The following is a 7,567-nucleotide window of genomic DNA, read 5'->3' as shown; positions in this document are numbered from 1 at the left end:
CGCCCCGCCCCCCCCCCCCCCGCGGGGGGGGGGGGGGGGGGGGTCTCGTGGTTGGGCTGGGCGGACCGGCCCACCCCCCACGACGGCGCCGTGCCGGGGCTCCCGTCGGCGGGAGGCCGGCAGGAGATCGGCAGGGGATCAGTAGGGGATCGGGCGGTTCTCGCGGGCCCACAGCTGTTCGGCCTCGCTCTGGGGCGGGGGCGGGGAGATCCCGTCCATCATCCACAGGTCCCGGGGCGTCTCGTCGATGTGGAACTCGCAGTACAGGCCGCGCCCGGTGGTGTGGGGCGCGAGGAGGGCGGCGAGGGCCTCCCGGGTGCGCTTGCGCAGGTCGGGGTCCTCGGTGTGCCGGGCGATGTGCTCGACCACGATCCGCACCGCGTCGTGCGCGGGCTGGTCGCCCACGTGGAAGGAGTCGGCGCCGATCTCGTGGAAGAGCGTCATCACGTAGAACTTCGGCAGTCCGAAGCGGGTGTAGAACCCGGTGATGTCGGCGGCGAGCTGCTGCTTCTGCCCGGGGGTGTAGGTGCCGGGAGGGTGGTAGACGTGCCACAGCGGCATGGGTGTTCTCCTCGGTGTCGGCCGGCGGTGGCCGGCGGGTTTCGGCGGGTTCGGCGGGGTGCGGGTCAGCGGCGGATGGGGATGGTGAGGCCCTCCACCGGGCCGGGGAGCGCGGACTTGAGCGCCCGGGTGAGGTCGTCGACGAGGACTTCGCGATCGCCGCGCTCGACGCCGTCCAGGACGATGCGGGCCACCTCGGCGGCCGGGATCTTGTCGACGGGCAGGGCCGCCACCATCTCGGTGTCCGCGAAGCCCAGGTGCACGCCGACGACCTGGGTGTGCTGGGCGGCGAGTTCCAGGCGCAGGGAGTTGGTCAGGGACCACAGGGCGGCCTTGGAGGCGCCGTAGGCGCCGGCGCCCGCGCCCCAGGACAGCGCGGAGTGGATGTCGACCAGCGCCCCGCCGCCACGGGCCGCCAGCACCGGCGCGAAGGCCCGGGCGATGCGCAGCGGGCCCAGGACGTTGGTGTCGAAGGTCTCCTGGACCTGCCGCAGGTCGGCGGTGAGCAGCGCTCCCGGGTACAGGACGCCGGCGTTGTTGAAGACGACGTCGACGTCCTGGACGCGCTCGGCCAGGGCGGCCACCGAGGCGTCGTCGGTGACGTCCAGGGCGAGGACCTCCACCCGCGCGTCCTCGCTGGGCACGGGGGTGCGGGCGGTGGCGTAGACCTTCTTCGCGCCGCGCGCCAGCAGTTCCCCGACGAACGCCCGGCCGAGGCCGCGCAGGCCTCCGGTGACCAGGGCGGTGGAGCCGTCGATCACGGTCATGTGCGTGTTCCTCGCTCTCGGAAGGCGGTGCCCGCAGCCGGGGCACCGCAACGTTTAGATTATTACCATCATCTAAACTGGATGGGGAAGCCCGGATGGGAAAGTAGGACCACCACCACCGCAGGACGAGGAAAGGAACGCAGGCATGCCCCGCGTGTCACGGGCCGAGGCCGAACGCCACCGCCAGGAGGTGATCGACCACACCGCCAGACTGATCCGGGAGCAGGGCTCCGACCAGGTCAGCGTCCCCCAGGCGATGGCCGCCGCAGGCCTGACGCACGGCGGCTTCTACCGGCACTTCGCCTCCAAGGACGACCTCGTCGCCCAAGCCCTCACAGCCGCCTTCACCGAACGCCGCGAAGCCATGGACCGCCTCGCCGACGACCCCGCCCCCGGCGCGCCCGCCCCCCAACACCCCACCCCCCGCGCCGAGTTCCTCGCCCGCTACCTCTCCACCCTCCACCGCGACAACCCCGGCCAGGGCTGCGCCGCCGCAGCCCTGGCCGCCGACGCGGCCCGCGCCGAACCCGGCTCCCCGCTGCGCACCGCCTTCACCGCCGGACTGCGCGACCTGGCCGACGGCTTCCAGCACCTGCCCGACGCCGCCGAACGCGAGAGCGCCCTCGCCGACCTGTCCACCATGGTCGGCGCGCTCCTCCTGGCCCGCGCCAGCGAGGACCCCGCCCTGTCCGACGAACTCCTCGCCGCCGCCCGCCACCGCCTGACCACCCCCACCGGCCCTGCCGCCCCCGCGTAGGGCCGGGGCCACCGCGACGGCCCCGGCCCGCCCGCCCGGGCCCGGGGCCACCGGCCGCTGCCACGGCGGCGCTTGCCCCGACGCCGCGGCCCGTGATCGGATGGCGCCAGCATCGCGTGCCGGTGGCGGACAGCGTCAGGCATGGAGGTGTGGAACCGAAGGGGCCGCCTCCCGTGGCTTCCCATGACGGCGACCGCGTGGTCGCCCTGAGTCTTCAACTCTCCCGAGCACACCAGGAACTGCGCCGCCAGGTCGGCCGCATCAGGGCCGGGATCGGACAGCGCCGCCCGGGCGACGACGCACTGCGCACCCACTGCCTGGCCTTCTGCGCCGCACTGACGGCACACCACCAGGGCGAGGACGAGGGCATGTTCGCCCAGCTGGTGCGCGAACGCCCGCAGCTCGCCGGGACGGTCGCCAAACTCGTCGAGGACCACGAGATGATCGCCGCCATCCTCGCCCGGGTGCGCGAACTCGCCGACCGCGCCGCCGAATCGGCCGAACCGCCCGGCGAAGGACTGGAAGCGGTCGGGCGCGAACTCGACGGCCTCACGGCGATCATGGAATCCCACTTCGCCTACGAGGAACGGACGATCAGCGAAGCCCTCGACGGCGCGACGCCCGAGGGCAGTTGGCCAGACCGGGTGTTCCGGTTCGGCTGACGGGCGAGCCCCCGCCCGGCGGGGCAGCGGAATCCCGTTGCGAGGTGAGGGCCGGCGCTGTAGACATGCCGCGATGACGATTTTTCATTGCGCCGCCTGCGGCGAGGCCCTCACGGCCGACCTTGAGCCCCTCCCGGCGGTACCGGCCCGGCACCTGTTCGAGGGCGAGCTCGTCAACGGCCGCCGACAGGCCCCGCCCACCATGCCCCGCGGCCACTACGCCGTCGATCCGCAGCCGTACGGACCGCCGTTCGTCCCGGCCGAGGACCAGGACGGCTGTCCCCCCGCTTACCCCGGCGGCCCGTGCATCAGCGACTTCGACGGAATGGTCGTCGTCTCGGCCGGGCCCCGGAACACCTTCGTCCTGCACCCCGACGACGGGACCGGCCTCACCGGGCACGTGACAACGAGCGGCCCACCCGGCTGCTGCGGAGCCCCCGGCGACGGCCCGCCCAACCGCGCCTGCCGCTGCGGCGCCGTGGTCGGAGGCGAGATGGCGGACTGCTACACCCCCTACGAACTCCACCTGCTGCCCGACGCCGTCCGCCCGACTGCCCACACCTCCGCCCGCTGACGCACGCGGTCACCCGGACCCGACAGCTCCTTCATCCCACCCAGGAGTTGCCACTACCGGTCGTCGAACTCGCCCGCGCGGACGGCGGCGACGAAGGCCCGCCAGGCAGGGGAGCGGAAGCGGAGGACGGGCCCGTCGGGGTCCTTGGAGTCCCGGACGGGCTGCACGCCGGTGAAGCCGTCGGCGACCTCAACGCAGCCGTTCTGCCCGCCGCTGTACGTGCTCTTGCGCCAGGTGATCGCCATCGTGGTTGCCTCCTGCGGGTGGAGTGGGAAGTCGATGGGGATGACTTCCCACTCCGGCGCCGGGTTAGGCGCAGGTGTCAGTGCGGGCCGGTCCGGATGTCGCCGCCCCGGGACCAGAGTTCTTCGACGTGTTCGGCGAAGCGGTCGAACATGCCGTTCTCCCCGCTGCGCCGCAGGTGCATCAGTGGCGAGTCGTGGCCGACGGCGCGGGCGAGGTGGGGCGTGACGAGGGCGTGCTCGTCGAAGCGGAAGACGGAGAGGCCGACATGGTTCGGACCGTCGTCCGGAGCGCTGAACCGGGCCTCGAAGCCCTCGGTACCGGAGAGCTTGGCCAGGTTCTCCAGGGTGACCCTGATCCTGGTGGACACCGTGAGCGCCACGTCCTCGACCTGCTCGCGCTGACGCGTCGTGTCGGAGTCCGGATCCCCGAGGAGAAACCGGACCCGGCAACCGCTCTCGGCCTTGCGCCGTAGAGTCTGAAGCAGCGCGGGCTGCTCCAGCCACACGAAGTAGTTGGTGTACCCCGCGAGGAAGACGTCGGACCTGGCCTCGGCGATCAGCTGCGCCCAGACCGACTGCGGGCAGGCCGAGCGGTACGGGTAGACGGCGAACACCTCCCGGTCGTGCCCGGTCTTGACGTTCGCCCGCACGGTGTTGGGCCAGATCATCCGTTCATCACCCCCTGAGGCCGCGGCGGCGGGTTGAACCGGGCGGAGGGGTTGAGAAGGCCCCGCCGCCCCTGGATCGGGCTGGCGGGGCCGGGAGTTGTTGCTACCGGGCGTCGAACTCGCCGGCGCGGACGGCGGTGACGAAGGCCTGCCAGACGGGGGAGGGGAAGCGGAGGACGGGTCCGTCGGGGTCCTTGGAGTCCCGGACGGGCTGCACGCCGGTGAAGCCGTCGGCGACCTCGATGCACTGGCCTCCCTGTCCGCTGTAGCTGCTCTTGCGCCAGGTGGTGTTCATCGCGGTTGCCTCCTGCGGGTGGAGTGGGAAGTCGATGGGGATGACTTCCCACTCCGGCATCAGATAGGCCTAGTTGGCGTCGAACTCGCCGGTACGGGTGGCGGTGACGAAGGCCTGCCAGGCATCGGCGGGGAAGGCGAGGGCTTGGCCGTCGGGGTCCTTGGAGTCGCGGACCGGGACGATGCCGGGGAAGCCGTCCGCTACCTCGATGCATTCGCCGCCTTGGCCGCTGAACGTGCTCTTGCGCCAGCGAGCGCCGGATAGGTCAAGGTGCACTTTCAAATTCCTTCCGTACTGCGCGGATCAGCTCAAGCGACGGGGCCAGAGGCAGTGCCTCGGCTTGCAGCCGATCGTACTCCCTGGCCCAGCCTGCGAGGGTTTCGGCGTCGCGCTCCAGATGGCCGCGCAGGTGGCTCTCCGAATAGCCGAGCAGCGAACGATTCGGCATCGTCAGAAGCGTCACCGGGTGTGCGAACGGCCGGTGCTCTCCGAGACCGAGCGGAGCTACCTGGATGGTCGTGTTCGGCCGACCAGCCAGCTCTTCCAAGTGAGCCAACTGGCGTGCCATCACCACTGGTCCACCGATCGGCCGTCGCAGGCTCCACTCGTCGAGTACGGCCTGGACGTACGGCGGAGACGGTCGGTTGATCCGTTCCTGCCGGGCGAGGAGGAACCGCATGCGCTCGTCGGCCTGCTGCTGAGTGACGGTCCCGCGCGTGACCGGTGCCTGTTCATAGGCTGCCGCATATTCGGGAGTCTGCAGCAGCCCTGAGATGACCCCGATCTGGAAGAGCCGGATGGCGGTCGCTTCGGCTTCCTTGTCTGCGTACTCAGGGAAACCCTCTATCAGGATGCTGTGTTCAAGCTGGTCGAGCATCAGGCCGAGGGTGCCGCCGGTGGCGAGGTGCTCGTCCACGAGATCGACGAATCGGCGGCTCGGCGCGCGGATGCCGCGCTCGATGCTGGAGATGTAGGCACCGGAGTAGGCGATGGCCTCTCCGAGTTCCGTCTGGGTCAGGCCGCGTGCCTCGCGTGAACGGCGGAGCTGAATCCCGAGGGTCGCGTAGGGAGATGACGCAGGATCAAGCTTCTTACGGTTCATGATGCTTCCCAACTGAACCATGCTGAACTGGCGACTTCAGATGCTTCCCTAGGAGGGGGTCGTTCCGCAAGTCTTTCCCACACAGAACGTGAAGGATCGACAGCGGAAGGTTACTCCCATGGGTGATGTCCAAGTGCCCCGGTTGCACGGCTACGGGGTGCGGTGGGACCCGGAGGGTCGGTGTTACCGGGTGCGGAACGAGACGACGGGGGAGTGGCTGCGCAGCGGCACCTCGGGTGAGCTGGCCTCCTTCTCCTCCTTCTCCGCCGCCTACAGCGCCTGGCGGGGGTTCGAGGCTCGGCGGCAGGTGGGGCGTGATGGGATCCGCCCTCAACCGCGCCACCGCCGACCAGCGGCGCCAGGCGGCCGACGTCCTCGACGACCTGACCACCGTCCTCGCCCTGGCCGGGGTGAAGTTGCCGTCCGTCGACGTGGATTGGGAGCACGGCCGCAGGACCGGCTGCTACCTCATCGGCCTCGGCTGCGCCCGCCCGTCCGAACTCCTGCGGGTGGTCGACCTGCTCCGCAAGGGGCTGCGTTACGAGCGTCTGACGCGTGACGGCTGAACTCCTGGTCCGCCTGCTGTGGTGGGCGGGCTTCTCTCTCGTACTCCTTGCCGCCCTCAGGAAGTGAAGCACCCGATGCGCGACCCCCGCCTTCTCGCCAAGCCGCCCGTGTGCCGGCTCGGCTGCCTCGTCCTCGTCCGCAACCCGCGCGGCGACATCCTCCTGGTCGACCCCGATTACATGGACGGCCTCATTCTCCCGGGTGGCGCGGCCCAGCCCAACGAGCCGCCCCACCTCGCCGCCGCCCGCAACCTCCACGCGGAGACCGGCCTCAACCTGCGTCTCGCGGACGTCCTGGCGGTCGACTTCACCCCCGCCGACCGCTACCTGGAGCGCCTCAACCTCGTCTTCGACGGCGGCACCGTGCGCGATGACACCCGCCTCACCGTCCCGCCCCGGCACCGCAGCGGGCTGTTCGGCGCCCGCTTCGTCCCCGCCCACGAACTCCCGGACGTCATGGCCCCCGCCCAGGCAGCCCGCGCCGCCGAAGCCCTCGCCAACCGCGCCGTCCCCCTCCTCCTCCACGGCCAACGCACCACCTGCGACGAGAACCGGCCCCCGCCGCGCTAGACCGCCCGGCGGCGGACGCTCAGCTGACGCCCCGCAGGACACACAGGGTCCCCTGCGGGGCGTGGAACGCCTGCCGCACCTCCCACTCCCCGCTCTGCCCCGCCTTGACGTTCACCGCCGTGTCGCCGAGGGCGAGCACCGTGGCCTTCGCCGAGGTGAAGTAGACGACGATCCGGTAATCCGCGTCCCGGCCGCCGGGGTTCACCGCGGTGCCGGCCGCGCGCCAGCCGTCCTTGGTCGCCTCGCAGGTGCCGATGGCGACCTGCTTGCGCTTCTCCTGGTCGTTGGCGACGGACGACGGCGGCGGCAGCGTCGGCTGCTCCAGCACGGCGATCTCACCGCTGCTTGCAGCGTCCCCGGTGGGTGCAGCCGTAGCGGCCTGCACGTCCTGGCTGCCGCCGGTGTGGGGCTGGCGGCAGCCGGACAGGGCGGTGAGGGCGAGCAGTGCGATGCCGGCGGCGGCACCCGTTCGGGCCTTGGGCTTCGTTTCGCGCATCTCTTACTTCCTTCGGCTGTGGGCGGCGCCAGGAACGATCACACCGGTGTCACCGCGGAGGGGCCCGGCTTGTCTTACCGTGCCGGTGCGGCAGGCGCGGGCTCGGCGGTCCTGGCGGTGGCGGGGGTTCATCCGTTCGGCTGAGGATCGCTCCGTCGCCCGCCCGTCTCGCAGGTGAGGGACGGACGACGGACGGGCGCAGAACGGCGGGGGGCCCCCGGGCCCCCCCGCCCGGGGCCCCCCCCCGCACCCCCCCGTTTGTTTCCGCCCCGACGGGTTGGGCGCGGCACCCACCCCCCCCCCC

Annotated in this window: 13 protein-coding genes; 5 read left to right on the top strand and 8 right to left on the bottom strand. The window is 71.8% G+C overall.

All coding sequences use genetic code 11. The features are described from left to right. Positions 1-138: 138 nt before the first annotated feature. Together ACFVHI_RS15130 and ACFVHI_RS15125 are read right to left on the bottom strand one after the other, a co-directional pair. A complete protein-coding gene (locus tag ACFVHI_RS15130; RefSeq protein ID WP_063352960.1) occupies positions 139-561 on the bottom strand; it encodes a tautomerase family protein in 423 nt (140 codons plus the stop codon). Between the two features lie 65 nt (positions 562-626). Beyond that, entirely contained in the window at positions 627-1,328 is a 702-nt protein-coding gene (locus ACFVHI_RS15125) for an SDR family oxidoreductase (protein ID WP_380339191.1), read from the bottom strand. A 145-nt stretch (positions 1,329-1,473) separates the two neighbouring features. Between ACFVHI_RS15125 and ACFVHI_RS15120 the strand changes: the two genes are divergently transcribed. The 3 genes from ACFVHI_RS15120 (at position 1,474) to ACFVHI_RS15110 (ending at position 3,321) form a co-directional block, all read left to right on the top strand. Next, complete coding sequence (locus ACFVHI_RS15120; RefSeq protein WP_380339188.1) at positions 1,474-2,085, top strand: TetR/AcrR family transcriptional regulator; 612 nt, start codon at positions 1,474-1,476, stop codon at positions 2,083-2,085. Between the two features lie 173 nt (positions 2,086-2,258). After that, positions 2,259-2,747, top strand: coding sequence for a hemerythrin domain-containing protein (locus ACFVHI_RS15115; RefSeq protein ID WP_380339185.1), 489 nt, complete (start codon positions 2,259-2,261; stop codon positions 2,745-2,747). A gap of 73 nt (positions 2,748-2,820) precedes the next feature. Continuing rightward, the gene (locus ACFVHI_RS15110; RefSeq protein ID WP_380339182.1) at positions 2,821-3,321 is read left to right on the top strand and encodes a hypothetical protein; all 501 of its coding nucleotides are present in this window, start codon (positions 2,821-2,823) and stop codon (positions 3,319-3,321) included. Between the two features lie 53 nt (positions 3,322-3,374). Here the strand turns inward: ACFVHI_RS15110 and ACFVHI_RS15105 are convergent, their stop codons facing one another. From ACFVHI_RS15105 to ACFVHI_RS15085, 5 genes are all read right to left on the bottom strand, one after another. Then, the gene (locus ACFVHI_RS15105) at positions 3,375-3,566 is read right to left on the bottom strand and encodes a DUF397 domain-containing protein (RefSeq protein ID WP_063352955.1); all 192 of its coding nucleotides are present in this window, start codon (positions 3,564-3,566) and stop codon (positions 3,375-3,377) included. A gap of 77 nt (positions 3,567-3,643) precedes the next feature. Then, positions 3,644-4,234 (bottom strand): DUF5919 domain-containing protein, encoded by a 591-nt coding sequence (locus ACFVHI_RS15100; RefSeq protein ID WP_380339179.1) that lies wholly within the window; start codon positions 4,232-4,234, stop codon positions 3,644-3,646. Positions 4,235-4,337: 103 nt separating this feature from the next. Further along, on the bottom strand, positions 4,338-4,529 hold the full coding sequence (locus ACFVHI_RS15095; protein WP_380339176.1) for a DUF397 domain-containing protein: 192 nt from the start codon (positions 4,527-4,529) through the stop codon (positions 4,338-4,340). Positions 4,530-4,598: 69 nt separating this feature from the next. Next, positions 4,599-4,811, bottom strand: coding sequence for a DUF397 domain-containing protein (locus ACFVHI_RS15090; RefSeq protein ID WP_380339173.1), 213 nt, complete (start codon positions 4,809-4,811; stop codon positions 4,599-4,601). Beyond that, entirely contained in the window at positions 4,795-5,631 is an 837-nt protein-coding gene (locus tag ACFVHI_RS15085; RefSeq protein ID WP_380339170.1) for a helix-turn-helix domain-containing protein, read from the bottom strand. Before ACFVHI_RS15085 ends, ACFVHI_RS15090 begins: the two co-directional genes overlap by 17 nt. A gap of 317 nt (positions 5,632-5,948) precedes the next feature. Between ACFVHI_RS15085 and ACFVHI_RS15080 the strand changes: the two genes are divergently transcribed. Beyond that, complete coding sequence (locus ACFVHI_RS15080; protein WP_380339167.1) at positions 5,949-6,197, top strand: hypothetical protein; 249 nt, start codon at positions 5,949-5,951, stop codon at positions 6,195-6,197. 75 nt (positions 6,198-6,272) lie between these two features. Continuing rightward, on the top strand, positions 6,273-6,767 hold the full coding sequence (locus ACFVHI_RS15075) for an NUDIX domain-containing protein (protein WP_380339164.1): 495 nt from the start codon (positions 6,273-6,275) through the stop codon (positions 6,765-6,767). Between the two features lie 19 nt (positions 6,768-6,786). Here the strand turns inward: ACFVHI_RS15075 and ACFVHI_RS15070 are convergent, their stop codons facing one another. Then, positions 6,787-7,263, bottom strand: a complete 477-nt coding sequence (locus ACFVHI_RS15070) for a hypothetical protein (RefSeq protein WP_380339161.1) — start codon at positions 7,261-7,263, stop codon at positions 6,787-6,789. Between the last annotated feature and the right edge of the window lie 304 nt (positions 7,264-7,567).

Source organism: Kitasatospora sp. NPDC127121, from assembly GCF_042677305.1.
GTDB lineage: Bacteria > Actinomycetota > Actinomycetes > Streptomycetales > Streptomycetaceae > Kitasatospora.
The sequence above is the reverse complement of the archived record's forward strand: the minus strand, read 5'-3'. Positions and strand labels throughout refer to the sequence as shown.